We start from the raw sequence: 13628 nt of genomic DNA, 5'->3' as shown, positions 1-13628 counted from the left end.
GTCAGGGCGACGCCCCGGCCCCGCCCCCGCCCGCCGCCGGCGGTCCATCCGCAGCCGCTACGATTTGCGGCCATGTTGGGTCGCTCGCGGCCGATGATGGCTTTCCTGGCCATCGCCGCCCTTCTATCCCCCCTCACCTCCCCGCCGGCGCCGGCCGCCGCGGCGGAGCCCGCCACCGCCGCGGGACGGGCGGCGGCCCCGGAGCGGGTGATCAAGGACCAGGTCGCGATCCAGGTCGGTTCCGGCGGCGTCGCGCGGGTCCGGGAGACCATCACCTACGAGTTCGGCGGCGGGCGGGGGCTGGTGCGCTCGTTCGTGACCCGGCGGCACGACGGCGTCACCCGTGACCGGGTGCAGCCCGTCTCCGGCGTCCGCGCGTCCAGTCCCGACGGCGGCCCCACCCGGGTGGCGGTCCGGGAGAAGGGCCTGAACACCATCGTCGAGGTCACCGGCGACGCGCCGCTGACCGGCCGGCGCACCGTGGTCCTCGACTACCAGGTGCGCGGGCTGGTCGCCCCGATGGGCGGGATCGAGGAGGTGCGCTGGACGGCGGCCGGCGGCTGGCGGGTCCCGGTGGACGAGGCGAGCGTCACCGTCGACGGCGGCGCGATGATCCGGCACGTCAACTGCTTCGCCGGGCCGCTGGAGAGCGCCGTCGGCTGCACGCAGTACTACACCAACCACACCCACACCCAGGGGGTCTTCAGCCAGCGCCAGATGCTGAGCGGCGACCACCTCACCGTCGTCGTCGGCTACCCGGCCGGGTCGACCGGCGGGCGGCCGATCTACGAGCGCCGGCACACCGTGGCGACCGCGTTCTCGGTCAACGCGGTCACCGGCGGCGCGCTGCTCGGCCTGCTGGTGCTGCTGGTCGGCGGCGTCGGCGCGCTCTACCTGCTGCGCGGCCGGGACGCCCGGATCGTGGACCGCAGGGCCGCCGAGGGCGACCACGCGCCGGTCGCCGGCGCGGAGTTCGAGCCGCCCGACGGCGTGCGGCCCGGCCAGATCGGCACGCTGATCGACGAGCGGGCCGACGTCATCGACGTCACCGCCACCATCGTCGACCTCGCGGTGCGCGGCCACCTGCTGATCGAGGAGGAGGACCGCGCCGTCACCGGCCGGCTGGACTGGGCGCTGCGGCGGCTGGACCGCCAGGGCCCCGAGGACCTGCTGGGTTACGAGCGGCTGCTGCTGGACGCGCTGTTCACCGCGCCGGACGGGACCGCGCGCGAGTCCGTGAAGCTCTCCGAGCTGGGCGGGACGTTCGCGACCCGGCTGGCCAGGGTCCGGTCGGCGATGTACGACGACGTGGTGGAACAGGGCTGGTTCGCCCGGCGGCCTGACACCGTCCGGTCCCGCTGGACGATCGCCGGGATGGCGCTGACGGTCCTGGGCCTGGCCGGGACGGTGGCGCTGGCGCTGCTCACCGACCTGGCGCTGGTCGGCCTCGCCGTGATCATCGCGGGGGCGGCACTGGCCTACGGCGGGCAGTACATGCCGGCCAAGACGGCGCGCGGCGCGACCGTGCTGGCGCACACCATCGGGTTCCGCGCGTTCCTCGAACGCGGCGAGCCGCCCGCGGCGGCGGACGGCGAGATGGGCGCGCGGCAGCGGATCGCGCTGTTCTCCCGCCTCCTGCCGTACGCGGTCGTCTTCGACGCCGTGCCGAAGTGGGCGAAGACCGTGGAGGACGCCGGCGAGCGGGCCGAGGGTGCCGACAACCTCTACTGGTACGAGGGCCCGGCCGAGTGGGACCTGTCGAAGTTCGCCGAGTCGATGCGCACCTTCACCCTGGCCACCTCGGGCTCCATCTCCCAGTCCCGGGGGCTGTGAGCCGGGTCTTCCGCACCCGCCCGCCCGGCCGTGGTTGAGCCGGACATGCCGGGTATGGGGGTTAGCAGGAGGTGTGACCGAATGCTTGCGGACGCTTCCCCGGTCGGGGACAACCTGCTGCTGATCATCGGACCCCTCATCGTGTTCATCGCCCTCGCCGCCTGGCTGTGCCTGACCGCGTACGCGGCGCGTCAGCGGACGCGCGCGGACAAGCTGCGCGGGGAGTCCCCGCACCGCGGTCCGGTGCAGGGCGGGGTCATCGACCGCGACTCCGCGCAGTGGTCGGCGCGGGAGAAGGAGCCCCACGGAGACTGACCGGGAGACCGGCCGGGAGACCGGCCGGAGACCGGAGCGCCCCCTTCCCGCGGCAGCCGTCACTCCCCTTCCCGAAACGGTCGTCGCGGGAAGGGCCCCACCGTCCATCGTCGGCGGTGAGGGCCGTCGGTAAGATGTCAGACATCTGTCCGATGGAGGTGGCGCGTGGCCCTGTCCCCGGTGCCCGGCGGATCGACCGTCGAAGCCGTGCTCGACCAGTTGCAGGCCCAGATCAGCGGCGGGAGCTGGCGGGTCGGCGAGCGCATCCCCGGCGAGCTCGATCTGGCCGCGCGGCTGGGCGTCAGCCGCCCGGCCGTCCGCGAGGCGATCCGCGCCCTCGCGCACGTCGGCGTCCTGGAGGTACGGCGCGGAGACGGCACCTACGTGCGCAGCAGCGCCGATCCGCGCCCCCTGCTGCGGCGGGTGGAGCGGGCGACCCTGCGCGACGTGTTCGAGGTGCAGCTGGCCTACGACGTCCAGGCCGCCCGCCTGGCCGCGCGGCGCCGTACCCCCGACGACCTCGAACGCCTGGCCGAGCTGCTGGCCGTGCGGAACGCGGCGACCGACGCCGACGCGTTCGGCGCCGCCGACGCCCGCTTCCACCTGGGCGTGGTCGAGGCGACCCGCAACCCGGTGCTGATCGAGGCGCACCGGTTCTTCGTGGACCGCCTGCGCGACTCGATGCGGACGATCCGGCTCGACCGTGAGGTCCCCGAGGCGGGACCCGCGGCGCACCAGGCCGTCCTGGACGCGGTCGCCGCCGCCGACCCCGAGGCCGCGGCACGGGCCGCCGCGGCGGTCGTGGAGCCGACGCTGGCGGTTTTGGAGACCCTGGTCGGCCCCGCGCCCGAGGATCCGCCGCGTCCGGGCCGGGACGGCCGGTGAGCGGGCGGCGGGCGTCCCTGATCGGGGGGCTGCTGCTGCTCGTCCTGGTCGCCGTCAACCTGCGCCCCGCGATCGTGGCGGTCGGCCCGCTGCTGACCGACATCCAGAAGGACTTCCACCTGTCCGGCACCGCGGCGGGCGCGCTCACCACGCTGCCGCTGGCGTTCTTCGGCGTGTACGGGCTGGTGACGCCGTTCCTGCGGCGCCAGCCGCGCAGCGAGACGCTCCTGGTGGCCGCCATGACCCTGCTGGTGGTCGCGCTGCTGGGCCGGGTCCTGGACGCCCCGGCCGCGCTGTTCGCCGGCTCGCTGGTGGCCGGGGTCGCGATCAGCCTCGGCAACATCGCCATCCCCACCCTCATCAAGCGCGACCACCCGGATTCGATCACCCTGGTCACCTCGATCTACACGGTGGCCATCACCTCCAGCGCCGCGCTCTCGGCCGCCGTGGTGATCCCCCTGCGGGACGCGACGGGCGGCGGCTGGCGGCCACCGCTCGCGCTGCTCGCGGTCCCGGCGGCCCTCGCGGGGCTCGCCTGGCTTCCCCGGCTGCTCCGCGCACCCGCGGCACCCGCACCCGCGGCACCCGCGCCCGTGCCCGTGCCCGCCCCTGCCGTACCGGTGGCTTCGGGAGAGGATGAGCCCGCCGCGCCGGCGCCGTCCCGCCGGGCCGCCGCGGCGGCCGTGTGGCGTTCCGGGCTGGCCTGGCAGGTCACCTTCTTCATGGGCCTGCAGTCGCTGCTGGCCTACGTCACCACGGGATGGCTGGCCACGATCTGCCTGGACCGGGGCATGAGCGCGGCGTCCGCCGGATACGTGCTGGCGCTGTCCAACCTCCTCCAGGCGGGCGGCTCGCTGGCGGTCCCGTTCCTGGCGCGGCGGATGCGCGACCAGCGGCCCCTGGTGCTCATCGCGGCGACGCTGACCATCGCCGGGTTCGCCGGGGTCACCTGGGCACCGCTGGGATCGGTGTGGGTCGGGTCGGCGGTGCTCGGCTTCGGCCAGGGCGTCGGCTTCGCCACGGCGCTGTCGTTCATCGGGCTCCGCGCCCACGACGCGCGGGTGGCCGCCCAGCTCTCCGGGATGGCGCAGGGCTGCGGCTACCTGATCGCCGCGCTCGGGCCGCTGGCCGTGGGCGCCCTGTACGACGCCACCCATGGCTGGAACGTCCCGATCGCGGCGGTGCTGGTCGCCGCGGCCGCGCTGCTGATCCCCGGCCTGGCCGCCGGGCGGAACCGGACCGTCCGGGCCCCCGCCGCGCCGTCCCCGGCCGCACCGGCCACGGTGCGCCGATGATTTCCCCATGGACTGGGAGATAACCGGCCAACGCTCGGTCATCGCCCCGTGGCCCACGATCCGGCATGCCTACCATGGGCAAAACCGGGCAGTCCAGGCATCACCCCCTGGAGGTGGGTTCGGATGGACGTGACGATCCTGGCCCAGGCGGGGCATATCGGACGAGGGTTCGCGCTGTGGCTGGTCCCCATCATCATCTTCGGGGCACTGCTGACCTGGCTGACCCTGACCATCCTCGCCTCGTCGAGGCGGATTCACCCCGAGCGCCGCAAGGACCAGTCGCCGCACCGCGGCCCCGAGGAAGGCGGCCTGTACCAGTACTCCCCCGGGATCTACTCGCACACCCACCCGCCCGGTGAGGCACAGGCCGTCCGGTACCCGTCCGGCGGACCCGAACCCGAGCCCGAATCAGGGCCCGGGCCGGGGGGCGGCCCGGAGTCAGGGGAGGATCAGGGGAAGACGCCCGGCGCGGGACGGACCGCCCCGACCCGCCGTTCGCCGCCGTAGACCGGAACGGTCGCCAGCTCCTCCAGGGCCGCCGCGTCGATCCCGGGCACCCCGTCCACGCCCAGCGCCCGCAGCAGCGCGACGGTGACCGGCGTACGGGCCCGCATCGCCCCGTCGTCGATCTTCACGATCCCGGCGCGGCCGTCGCCGAGGGCGAAGGCGTCCACGCCCTCGGCCCCGCACTTGACCAGCAGCCCGGGCACCGCGTCCATCAGGCGGCGCTCCTCCCTGCGGGTGCCCGAGGTCCACTGCGGATGCGCCCGCATCGCGTCGGCGACCCGGCGCTCGGGCGTCCCCGGCGGGGCCAGCACCAGGGCCCGGAACGCCCGCGCCACCCCGGTCGCCGACACCGCGAACAGCGGGGCGCCGCACCCGTCCACCCCGGCCGTGACGGGCTCCTCCCCGGTCAGGTGCTCCACGGCGGTACGGACGGCCGCCTGGAGCGGGTGGTCCAGATCGGTGTAGCCCTCGGTCGCCCAGCCCGCGGCCACGCAGGTGGCGAGCATGGCGGCGTGCTTGCCGGAGCAGTTCATCCGCAGCCGGGACCGGCCGCCCTCGTCCCGCGCGGCGTCCAGCGCCGCCGAGCTGTCCAGCGGCCACTGCGGCGGGCAGCGCAGCGCCTCGGCGGTCAGCCCCGCCCCGGAGAGGATCTTCTCCGCGCCCTCCACGTGGAAGTCCTCGCCCGAGTGGCTGCCCGCCGCCAGCGCCAGCTCCTGGTCGGCCAGGTCCAGGCCGCACCGGAGCATCGCCACCGCCTGCATCGGCTTGACCGCCGACCGCGGGAAGATCGGCTCGTCCGGTACGCCCAGCCGCAGCGCCATCGCGCCGCCCTCGTCCAGGCCGGCGACCGATCCTCGATGCCAGGACTCCACGAACCCGGACCGTTCCACCTCGACCAGCACCGGATTGATCTCCACCATGCCCCCGTTCCTCCCGCTCCCCCGCTGCGACGATCTTCGCGTCGCCCCGGCGGTACCCCGATCTTTCAGGCATGATGCCGCGTTCGCCGGCACCGCCGCGCCACCGCGGCCCGGCGCGTCCGCCACGGGAGGGATCCGGACCCTCCGCGGCCGGTCAGCGTTCCTTGACGCCCAGGAACTCGCGGGCCTGCGGCGCGGTCATCGGCGGGCGCTGCGCCAGGTCGGCCAGCGTCGCGGCACGGTCGACCAGTTCGGCGTTGGCGGTCACCGGGCGCCCCTTGGCATAGGTCAGCGTGTCCTCCATGCCGACCCGCAGATGGCCCCCCGCGGCGAGCGCCGCGTACATCACGGGCAGGGACGTGCGGCCGACGCCCGTCGCCGACCAGGTCGCCCCGGCGGGCAGCGCCTCGACCGCCGCCACCAGCGTCCGGGCGTCCCCCGGCATCCCGCCCGGCACGCCCATCACCAGGTCGCAGTGGACGTGCCCGCCGTACGGGGCGCCGTGCCCGTCCAGCAGCCGGTGCAGCGCCGCGATGTGCCCGAGGTCGAACAGCTCGAACTCCGGAACGACCTCCATCTCCTGCGTGCGCCGGTAAAGCTCCACCATGAACGGCCACGGGTTCATGAAGACCTCGTCGCCGAAGTTCACCGTGCCGCACGTCAGCGAGCACCCGTCCGGCCCGGCCTCCAGGACCCGCAGCCGGTCCTCGTAGGAGTCGGTGACCGCGCCCCCGGTGGACAGCTGCACGATCAGGCCGGTCGCCTCCCGCAGCGCCTGGACCGTGTCGCGCAGCCGCACCGGGTCCAGCGTCGGCCGCGCGTCGCCGTCCCGGACGTGGACGTGGACGACCGCGGCCCCGGCGGCCTCGCACTCCCGGGCGGTCTGGACGAGTTCGTCAAGGGTGACCGGCAGCGCCGGGACGTCCGCCTTGGCGGACTCGGCGCCGGTGGGTGCCACCGTGATGAGCGTCGTTGCTCGCATACGAGGCAGAATGCATGCTCATGCGTGCCGTAGTCCAGAGGGTGAGCGAGGCGAGCGTGTCCGTCGGCGGGCACGTCGCGGGGGCGATCGAAGGTCCGGGGCTGCTGGTCCTGGTGGGGGTGACGCACGACGACACCCCGGCGCACGCCCGCCGGCTGGCCGCCAAGCTGTGGGGGCTGCGCGTGCTGGAGGACGAGCGGTCGTGCTCGGACCTGAACGCCCCGCTCCTGGTGATCAGCCAGTTCACGCTGTACGGGGACGCCCGCAAGGGCCGCCGGCCGACCTGGATCGCCGCCGCGCCGGGGCCGGTGGCCGAGCCCCTGGTCGAGGCCGTGGTGACCGAGCTGAGGGCGCTCGGCGCGACCGTGGAGACCGGCGTCTTCGGGGCGGACATGAAGGTCGCCCTGGTCAACGACGGCCCGATCACCCTGATCGTGGAGGTCTGAGCCCGGCCGCGGCCTCGGGAGAGCCGGTCTGGAAAGGGCCCGGAAATGAGACGATCCCCGGACCTTCCCGCCGGGTGACGGGGCGGTGGACAGGACTGGTCCACCGGTCCGGGGATCGGGTAACTGCCTGGTAGTGCCGGTCACCGACCGGCTCACCGCCCGGAGGCGGCTACGAGGCGGAACGGCGACTAGCGGACAGCCACCTCGCGAGTCCCAGAATCAACCATTTCTTGGACCACCTCCTTTCGCGCGTACTCGCACGCTATGCGAGCCACCGCGGACGAGGCAAGCGTGTTTTTCCGCGGCCTCGTTCGTGACCCCGGGCACAGGGACGGCGCATAGACTTTGGACATGTCCGAGACGTGGCAGGAGGAGTTGCGGGCCAAGGGATACCGGGTCACCCCGCAGCGCCAGCTGGTGCTGGAGGCCGTGACCAACCTCGAACACGGGACCCCTGAGGAGATCTGCGCCGAGGTGCAGCGCACCGCCCGCGGCGTGAACATCTCCACCGTCTACCGCACGCTGGAGCTCCTGGAGGAGCTCGGGCTCGTCAAGCACGCCCACCTGGGGCACGGCCCGCCCAACTACCATCTGGCCGCGGAGGCCGAGCACATCCATCTGGTGTGCCGGGACTGCGGCACGGTCAACGACGTCGACCCCGCCGCCGCGTCCGGGCTGGCGGAGCGGCTGCGGAGCGACTTCGGCTTCGAGACCGACGTGCACCATCTCACCGTGTACGGCCGCTGCAAGGCGTGCGGGCCCGTCCCCACCGGCTGAACGGGCCGCGGGGCGGGCGACGAGGGCGCCGCCCGGCCGCATAACCTGGGTTCATGGAGAGCCCGCTGCTGCAGTTGCCCGGGGCCGTCCCCGCGGACGCGCCCGACCAGGAGATCGCCGCCCACTACGGTGAGCCGGCACAGGAACAGCGTGCCCTCGAAGCCGGGACCGCGTTCGTCGACCGCGGCAACCGGGGCGTGGTCCGGGTCTCGGGGCCCGACCGGCTGCGCTGGCTGCACTCCCTCCTGAGCCAGCACCTGGAACGGCTCGCGCCGGGCGAGCCGACCCAGGCCCTCCTCCTCGGCCCGAACGGCCATGTCGAGCACCACCTGCACCTGGTGGACGACGGCGAGACCACCTGGGCGCACGTCGAGCCCGGCACCGCGCCCGCGCTCACCGAGTTCCTCGACAAGATGCGCTTCATGCTGCGCGTCGAGGTCGAGGACGTCAGCGACGCCTACGCCGTGGTGACCGTGCCGGAATCGGCCGAGGTCACGGCCGCGGCGCCGGTCATGCCGGACGTCACCGGCACCGCCCGGATCATCGAACGCGGCGCCCTGCCCGCGCTGCCCGGCACGCTCCGTCCCGCCGGGATCTGGGCGTACGAGGCGCTGCGGATCGCCGCGCACCGGCCCCGCTTCGGCCTGGACACCGACCACCGCGCGATCCCGCACGAGATGGGCTGGATCGAGTCCGCGGTGCACCTGGAGAAGGGCTGCTACCGGGGGCAGGAGACGGTCGCCCGGGTGCACAACCTGGGGCGCCCGCCGCGCCGGCTGGTCTTCCTGCACCTGGACGGCAGCGTGGACCGGCTGCCCGCGCACGGCGACCCGGTGGAGATCCCGGGCGGGCGCACCGTCGGGTTCGTGGGGTCGGCGGCCCGCCACCACGAGCTGGGCCCGGTCGCGCTCGCGCTGGTCAAGCGGAACGTGCCGGTGGACGCCGAGCTGCTGGCCGGCGGGGTGGCCGCCGCCCAGGAGGTCGTGGTGTCCCCGGAGACGGGCGCCAACGCCAAGATCGAACTCCGGCGGACCGCGGCCAACCGGACTTAGGGCCTGCCTCGGAGTGGCCCTCGGCCACCGCGCGAGCGCGTTACCTGCCCGGTGGGGCGATGCCGGAGGCGAGCGCCACCGGGCAGGTCGCGAAGCGACGTCGCACTCGCACAGGCCCGGTCAGGCGCGAGCCGCCAGGCGAGCGCCTAACGCCGGGACCGGGAAACACAGCGGCTCAGGAGACGCGCTTGAGCTGTGCCGAGACGTGCGACTGGAGCTTCTCCCCCATCGCCGACATGTCGTAGGCCCAGCCGAGGTCCTCGCCGATCAGCCCGTACAGGCGCTTGCCCCCGAGGACCTCCTTGGCGCTCTCGGTCCGCGCGACCACGTCGGTGACCAGCTCCACCCGGTTGAACGCGACGTTCCCCACGTAGATCTCGACGATCCCGGTCGGATGGGCGAGGGTCACCTCGACCTGGTTGCCCGGACGCGGGCGCCAGTAGCCGCTCTCGGTCGCCAGCGGGCGCCCCAGGGAACCGTCCTCCTCGATCATCCAGGTACGGCTGGCGTAGACCAGGAACGGCTTGCCGATATGGGTGAAGGAGACCTCCTGCCCGAAGTGGAAGCCCTCGATGGTGGGATAGCCGCCGACTCCGGCGCCCTCCCACGTACCGAGCAGGAACTTCAGCGGCTCGAGGTCGGGGTGTGGCTCAGGCTCCATGAGGACCGAGCGTAGCGGCGCCGCGGGCGTGCGGGGACCGTGCCGGTCACTTCAGCCGGGAGAGCCGGATCACCAGCAGGATCGCGGCCACCGCGACCAGACCGAACACCAGGACCAGGACTCCCGCGTTCACCATGCCGCCCACGCCGCCCGATCCTACGCGGACGCCGCGCCCGCCCCGTGCCGACGCGCCCGTACGGCCGCGAGCGCGCCGCCCCGGCCGCGTCCGCGCCGCCCCGGCCGCGACCACTCGGTTACGCTGCCCGGTATGGGGAGAGCTCTGGTGATCAAGGCGACGGCGGGGGCGGACGGCCCGGAACGGTGCAACCAGGCGTTCACGGTCGCGGCGGCGGCCGTGGCGAGCGGCCTGCCGGTCTCGCTCTGGCTGACCGGTGAGTCGGCCTGGTTCGCGCTGCCCGGCCGGGCCGCGGAGTTCCGGCTCGCGCACGCCACCCCGCTGGAGGACCTGCTGGCCACCGTCCTCGCGGGCGGGCGGGTGACGCTGTGCACGCAGTGCGCGGCCCGCCGCGAGATCGGCCCCGACGACGTGATCCCGGGGGTACGGATCGCGGGCGCCCCGACGTTCGTCGAGGAGATCTCTGGCGAAGGGGTCCAGGCGCTGGTCTACTGATGCCCGGTGGGGGTGGCTCCCGGCGGGTTCATTCCTGTTCGATCGGACATAAGCAGTGCGACGAAAGGGAGTGAGGCGGCTTGTTGGACGTTCCCCTGTGGGCGTGGGGCGCGACGATCGCGTTCATCATCGCGCTTTTTGTTTTCGACCTGTACGTCGCGGTGCGGCGCCCGCACGCGGTGGGGCTGCGCGAGGCCACCTTCTGGTCGGTGTTCTACATCGCGCTGGCGCTGCTGTTCGGCCTGGCCGTATGGATGCTGGGCGGCACGACCGCGGGCACCGAGTACTACGCCGGCTGGGTGGTGGAGAAGAGCCTGTCGGTCGACAACCTCTTCGTCTTCGTCATCATCCTGGCGCGGTTCCAGGTCCCCGCCGAGTACCAGCAGAAGGTGCTGCTGTTCGGCATCGCCGCCGCCCTGGTGCTGCGCGCGGTGTTCATCACGGCGGGCGCGGCGGCGATCAGCCTGTTCTCCTTCACCTTCCTGCTGTTCGGGCTGATCCTGCTGTGGACCGCCGTCCAGCTGATCCGGCACCGTAACGACGAGCCCGACGTCGAGGACTCCTGGCTGGTCCGGCGCAGCCGCTCGATCATGCCGATGACCACCGACTTCCACGGCGGGCGGATGATCGTGCGGGAGAACGGGCAGCGGATGATGACCCCGCTGCTGCTGGTGTTCGTCGCGATCGGCAGCACCGACCTGCTGTTCGCGCTCGACTCGATCCCGGCCGTCTACGGCGTGACCAAGGACCCGTTCCTGGTCTTCACCGCCAACGCCTTCGCGCTGCTCGGGCTGCGCGCCCTGTTCTTCCTCGTCGAGGGACTGCTGGAACGGCTGGTCTACCTGTCGATCGGCCTGTCGCTCATCCTGGCCTTCATCGGCGTCAAGCTGATCTTGCTGTTCCTGCACGAGGACGTCAGCACGTCCATCCCCGAGATCCCCACGCCGCTGTCGCTCGGCGTGATCCTGGTGATCCTGGTCGCCACGGCGGTCGCCAGCCTGATCCGGGTCCGGGCGCATCCCGAGGAGCGCGCCAAGCCCGGTTCGCTGCGCAAGCGCAAGCCCCGCGAGGAGGAGGGGGAGCGGCCCCGCCGTTCCGCCGTCTGAACGGTCACTGTGTGAACGCCCACCCTAGGAACGTCCCCCTCGGAACGTCCGCCGTCTGGACGGGCGCGACCGGTGGCCGGGTCCACCGGCCACCGGTCGCGGCGCACGTCAGGCGGTCGCCCGGACGTCGTTCAGGCGTCCGGGGGCTAGGAGCGTCAGGGAGTGTCAGGGATTGCTGAGGACGGCGTTCAGCCGTTCGTCGCGGAGCCGCTCGGCCCAGGAGGGGGCGAGGGGCTGGAGCTCCTGGCCCAGGGCCCAGCGCAGCAGCAGGTCGGCCAGGCCGGGGTTGCGCACCAGTGCGGGGCCGTGCATGTAGGTGCCCAGCACGTGCCCGCTGTAGGCGCCCTCGAAGCCGTCGCCGGAGCCGTTGCCGATGCCCGCCACCACCCTGGCCAGCGGCTTGACGCCCTGGCCCAGGTGGGTGACGCCCTGGTGGTTCTCGAAGCCGGTGATGCGGGGGACGTTGAGTTCGGTGGAGACCTCGCCGACGATCTCGCCGACGGCGCGGTGCTCGCCCCGGCCGCTGCGGATGTCGAGCAGCCCGAGGCCCGCCACCGGCTGGCCCTCCTCGCCGCCGAACTCGTGGCCGAGCAGCTGGTAGCCGGCGCAGACGGCGAACACCACCGCGCCCCGCTGGACGGCCTGGTGCAGCCCGCCGTCCCGGCTCAGCCGCTGCGCGGCCAGGATCTGCGGGCGGTCCTCGCCGCCGCCGAGCAGGAAGAGGTCGCCGTCGGCGGGCACCCGCTGGTCGGAGCGGACGTGCACGGTCTCGGTCGGGATGCCGCGCAGCGCGGCCCGGCGCTCCAGGACGATGGTGTTGCCCTGGTCCCCGTACGTGCTGAGCAGGTCGGGATAGATCCAGACGATCTTCAGCGGACGCTGGGACGCCCCCATGGGAGCGGCGGGCGAGTGGTCAAACGACACGGCCGTACCTCGTTCGGATGTCCTGGAAGGCGGTGTAGTTGGCGATCACGTCCAGCCGGCCGGGCGGCACGGCCATGACCGCCTGGTCGATGTCGTCCACCACGGTGAACTGCACATCGGCGGCCTCCAGCCGGGCGGCCAGGTCGATCCGGCGCTGGCCGGTCACCCAGATCGGGCGGCCGCGCAGGATGCGGTAGTCGACGTCCCAGAGCCAGGAGGTGTCGCGGCCGTCGGGGCCCTGCGCGTTGATCGACAGGGCCACCGGGCCGGGCGCGGGCTCCAGGACGTCGAACGCCTCCAGCCAGCCCGCGGGGTTCTTGGACAGCAGCAGCCGGATGTGCCGGCCCTGGTGCTCGACCGTGGTGTAGCGGCCGGCCACCGAGCGGACCTCGCCCAGCAGCGGGAGGGCCTGCTCGGGCGGGACGCCGAACTGGCTCACCACGGCCAGCGCGATGGTGGCGTTGGACCGGTTGGCGCGGCCCGGCAGGGCGAGCTGGGAGAGGGGGAAGGCCCGGCCGTCGGGCGCGGTGACCTGGTCGCCCTTCAGGATCCAGTCGGGGCGGGGCCGGGCGAAGTGGCACTCGCGGCAGCGCCAGTCGCTGTTCTCGTCGGTCTCCTCGCGGTCCAGCGGGCCGCCGCACTCGGGGCAGCACCAGGAGTCCTCCCGCCAGTGCTGGCCCGCGGCCACCCAGGTCACGCTCTTGGCGGTGGAGGCGCCCCAGGTCACCAGCGGGTCGTCGCAGTTGGCGATGACGTGGCTCTGCGGCGAGGCCTCCAGGGCCTTGCGCCACTTGCCCGCGAGCAGCCAGATCTCCGCGGCGCGGTCCATCTGGTCGCGGCTGAGGTTCATCAGCGCGACCACGTTGGCTCCGGTCTCGGCCAGCACCATCGGGACGTACTTCTCGTCGCACTCCAGCACGCCGTACCGGGCGTCGGGCGCCGAGGCGAGGGCGGAGACATGCCCGGTGGGCATGTTCGCGCCGAAGGCGTTGGTGGCGACCTCCCCCAGCGGCGTCATCGCCGAGGTGATCAGCCGGGTCGTCGTCGTCTTGCCGTTGGTGGCGCTGACGAGGACGAGCTTGCGGTCCCGGGCGAGCCTGGTCAGCAGCTCGGGATCCAGCCGTAGGCCGATCCGGCCACCGATCACCGAACCGTCGCCCCGGCCCGCGAGCCGGGACATCTTCGCGGCCGTACGACCGAGGGCGACGGCCAGCTGCGAACGCAGCGGAAGATCGCTCATGGACTCCGTCTTCTCCGGTTGCGCCTCTGAAACCTTTCCGAGCCTAGCCGCTAC

15 protein-coding genes are annotated in these 13628 nt (G+C 73.5%); 10 read left to right on the top strand and 5 right to left on the bottom strand.

From position 1 onward, the window contains the following. Positions 1-72: 72 nt before the first annotated feature. The 5 genes from IW256_RS37105 (at position 73) to IW256_RS37085 (ending at position 4835) form a co-directional block, all read left to right on the top strand. The gene (locus IW256_RS37105) at positions 73-1833 is read left to right on the top strand and encodes a DUF2207 domain-containing protein (protein ID WP_197015389.1); all 1761 of its coding nucleotides are present in this window, start codon (positions 73-75) and stop codon (positions 1831-1833) included. A gap of 81 nt (positions 1834-1914) precedes the next feature. Continuing rightward, entirely contained in the window at positions 1915-2148 is a 234-nt protein-coding gene (locus IW256_RS37100; RefSeq protein ID WP_197015388.1) for a hypothetical protein, read from the top strand. A gap of 165 nt (positions 2149-2313) precedes the next feature. Beyond that, positions 2314-3033, top strand: a complete 720-nt coding sequence (locus IW256_RS37095) for a FadR/GntR family transcriptional regulator (RefSeq protein ID WP_197015387.1) — start codon at positions 2314-2316, stop codon at positions 3031-3033. Beyond that, entirely contained in the window at positions 3030-4328 is a 1299-nt protein-coding gene (locus IW256_RS37090; RefSeq protein ID WP_197015386.1) for a CynX/NimT family MFS transporter, read from the top strand. Before IW256_RS37095 ends, IW256_RS37090 begins: the two co-directional genes overlap by 4 nt. 123 nt (positions 4329-4451) lie before the next feature. Continuing rightward, on the top strand, positions 4452-4835 hold the full coding sequence (locus IW256_RS37085; protein ID WP_197015385.1) for a hypothetical protein: 384 nt from the start codon (positions 4452-4454) through the stop codon (positions 4833-4835). Here IW256_RS37085 and IW256_RS37080 read toward each other — a convergent pair. Together IW256_RS37080 and IW256_RS37075 are read right to left on the bottom strand one after the other, a co-directional pair. Then, on the bottom strand, positions 4778-5755 hold the full coding sequence (locus tag IW256_RS37080) for an asparaginase (protein WP_197015384.1): 978 nt from the start codon (positions 5753-5755) through the stop codon (positions 4778-4780). The two genes, IW256_RS37085 and IW256_RS37080, sit on opposite strands and share 58 nt — an antisense overlap. 154 nt (positions 5756-5909) lie before the next feature. Continuing rightward, the gene (locus IW256_RS37075) at positions 5910-6737 is read right to left on the bottom strand and encodes a beta-keto acid cleavage family enzyme (protein ID WP_197015383.1); all 828 of its coding nucleotides are present in this window, start codon (positions 6735-6737) and stop codon (positions 5910-5912) included. A 20-nt stretch (positions 6738-6757) separates the two neighbouring features. On the opposite strand from IW256_RS37075, the gene dtd reads away from it, so the two are divergent. From dtd to ygfZ, 3 genes are all read left to right on the top strand, one after another. Next, complete coding sequence (gene dtd / locus IW256_RS37070) at positions 6758-7183, top strand: D-aminoacyl-tRNA deacylase (RefSeq protein ID WP_197015382.1); 426 nt, start codon at positions 6758-6760, stop codon at positions 7181-7183. A gap of 351 nt (positions 7184-7534) precedes the next feature. Continuing rightward, complete coding sequence (locus tag IW256_RS37065) at positions 7535-7960, top strand: Fur family transcriptional regulator (protein WP_197015381.1); 426 nt, start codon at positions 7535-7537, stop codon at positions 7958-7960. 53 nt (positions 7961-8013) lie between these two features. Continuing rightward, positions 8014-9012: a CAF17-like 4Fe-4S cluster assembly/insertion protein YgfZ gene (gene ygfZ, locus IW256_RS37060; RefSeq protein ID WP_197015380.1), complete on the top strand. Its 999-nt coding sequence runs from the start codon at positions 8014-8016 to the stop codon at positions 9010-9012. A 175-nt stretch (positions 9013-9187) separates the two neighbouring features. Here ygfZ and IW256_RS37055 read toward each other — a convergent pair whose 3' ends face one another. After that, positions 9188-9673, bottom strand: coding sequence for a heme-binding beta-barrel domain-containing protein (locus IW256_RS37055; protein ID WP_197015379.1), 486 nt, complete (start codon positions 9671-9673; stop codon positions 9188-9190). A gap of 268 nt (positions 9674-9941) precedes the next feature. Here IW256_RS37055 and IW256_RS37050 point away from each other — a divergent pair, with 268 nt between their 5' ends. Further along, a complete protein-coding gene (locus IW256_RS37050; RefSeq protein ID WP_197015378.1) occupies positions 9942-10304 on the top strand; it encodes a DsrE family protein in 363 nt (120 codons plus the stop codon). 83 nt (positions 10305-10387) lie between these two features. Beyond that, positions 10388-11410, top strand: a complete 1023-nt coding sequence (locus tag IW256_RS37045) for a TerC family protein (protein WP_231404083.1) — start codon at positions 10388-10390, stop codon at positions 11408-11410. A 165-nt stretch (positions 11411-11575) separates the two neighbouring features. Here the strand turns inward: IW256_RS37045 and IW256_RS37040 are convergent, their stop codons facing one another. Both IW256_RS37040 and IW256_RS37035 read right to left on the bottom strand, forming a co-directional pair. Beyond that, complete coding sequence (locus tag IW256_RS37040) at positions 11576-12304, bottom strand: type 1 glutamine amidotransferase (RefSeq protein ID WP_197016767.1); 729 nt, start codon at positions 12302-12304, stop codon at positions 11576-11578. A 19-nt stretch (positions 12305-12323) separates the two neighbouring features. Then, positions 12324-13574, bottom strand: a complete 1251-nt coding sequence (locus tag IW256_RS37035) for a Mur ligase family protein (RefSeq protein ID WP_197015376.1) — start codon at positions 13572-13574, stop codon at positions 12324-12326. Between the last annotated feature and the right edge of the window lie 54 nt (positions 13575-13628).

The sequence above is a fragment of the Actinomadura viridis genome (assembly GCF_015751755.1).
Lineage (GTDB): Bacteria > Actinomycetota > Actinomycetes > Streptosporangiales > Streptosporangiaceae > Spirillospora > Spirillospora viridis.
This window is presented reverse-complemented; position numbering and strand designations above follow the sequence as displayed.

Bases quoted from the DNA above. Each gene is read 5' to 3' on its own strand.
- IW256_RS37105 (WP_197015389.1), top strand. From the start codon at position 73: ATGTTGGGTCGCTCGCGGCCGATGATGGCTTTCCTGGCCATCGCCGCC.
- IW256_RS37100 (WP_197015388.1), top strand. From the start codon at position 1,915: ATGCTTGCGGACGCTTCCCCGGTCGGGGACAACCTGCTGCTGATCATC.
- IW256_RS37085 (WP_197015385.1), top strand. From the start codon at position 4,452: ATGGACGTGACGATCCTGGCCCAGGCGGGGCATATCGGACGAGGGTTC.
- IW256_RS37080 (WP_197015384.1), bottom strand. From the start codon at position 5,755: ATGGTGGAGATCAATCCGGTGCTGGTCGAGGTGGAACGGTCCGGGTTC.
- IW256_RS37075 (WP_197015383.1), bottom strand. From the start codon at position 6,737: ATGCGAGCAACGACGCTCATCACGGTGGCACCCACCGGCGCCGAGTCC.
- dtd (WP_197015382.1), top strand. From the start codon at position 6,758: ATGCGTGCCGTAGTCCAGAGGGTGAGCGAGGCGAGCGTGTCCGTCGGC.
- IW256_RS37065 (WP_197015381.1), top strand. From the start codon at position 7,535: ATGTCCGAGACGTGGCAGGAGGAGTTGCGGGCCAAGGGATACCGGGTC.
- ygfZ (WP_197015380.1), top strand. From the start codon at position 8,014: ATGGAGAGCCCGCTGCTGCAGTTGCCCGGGGCCGTCCCCGCGGACGCG.
- IW256_RS37055 (WP_197015379.1), bottom strand. From the start codon at position 9,673: ATGGAGCCTGAGCCACACCCCGACCTCGAGCCGCTGAAGTTCCTGCTC.
- IW256_RS37050 (WP_197015378.1), top strand. From the start codon at position 9,942: ATGGGGAGAGCTCTGGTGATCAAGGCGACGGCGGGGGCGGACGGCCCG.
- IW256_RS37040 (WP_197016767.1), bottom strand. From the start codon at position 12,304: ATGGGGGCGTCCCAGCGTCCGCTGAAGATCGTCTGGATCTATCCCGAC.
- IW256_RS37035 (WP_197015376.1), bottom strand. From the start codon at position 13,574: ATGAGCGATCTTCCGCTGCGTTCGCAGCTGGCCGTCGCCCTCGGTCGT.